We start from the raw sequence: 811 nt of genomic DNA on the forward strand, positions 1-811 counted from the left end.
AATATACTTGTGTTACGTCAACTAGAAAATTCCCATAATAAAACATATTACGTCATTTTTTCTAATTATCCTTTTTTTCTAGGAATTAAGATTTATCAGCTAAAATTTCATATGAATCGTAGCTCTTTATAAGTTTAAATTGATATAAACGTCATCTAATTCATCTTTTGTAATTCCGATATAAGCTAATGTTACATTTGGTGCGGAATGATTTAGTAGTTTTTGGATTTTTGTGATATCTACTCCTTTTTTGTGCGCCCAATATCCAAAAGTTTTACGCAGTGTATGGGTGCCAATCGCATCATTAATACCGATTTCTCGTGCTGCATTGTTAATAATTCGATATGCTTGAACCCTGGTAATCGGCCAATTACCTTTTTTGCTTTTAAAAAGACAACCATCACTAATTTGTATCGTTTTAAGATATTCATCTATGGCCTTTTTACATGTATCAGACAGAGGAAAATCCTTACTTTTTCCTGTTTTCTTCTCTCTGAGCAAGATGCGATCTTTGTCTTTTACATCGGCTACTGTTAATAATAATAAATCCGATATGCGTAAGCCGCTATTAATACCTAAGACAAAAAGTAAGTAATCTCGTAAATTCTTATTCTTTAAATAAAATTTAATTTGATTGATCTGTGTTTTGCATCGTATTGGTTCTACATATTCGATTTCGATCACGTCCTATATCATGTTTCTTATCTGTTTTTCAGTATACAATATGTTACTTTAATTTTCAAAAATAACATTTCTAGCATTGAGGCAGATGATGCTCCTTATCTCGCTATCGATGTAACACAAGTATATT

1 protein-coding gene is annotated in these 811 nt (G+C 30.8%); it reads right to left on the bottom strand.

The features are described 5' to 3' along the window. Positions 1-126 precede the first annotated feature (126 nt). Positions 127-684: a site-specific integrase gene (locus tag LMF89_RS25400; RefSeq protein ID WP_229537590.1), complete on the bottom strand. Its 558-nt coding sequence runs from the start codon at positions 682-684 to the stop codon at positions 127-129. Positions 685-811: the final 127 nt, after the last annotated feature.

Source organism: Pelosinus baikalensis (genome assembly GCF_020819555.1).
GTDB classification, from domain to species: Bacteria; Bacillota; Negativicutes; order DSM-13327; family DSM-13327; genus Pelosinus; species Pelosinus baikalensis.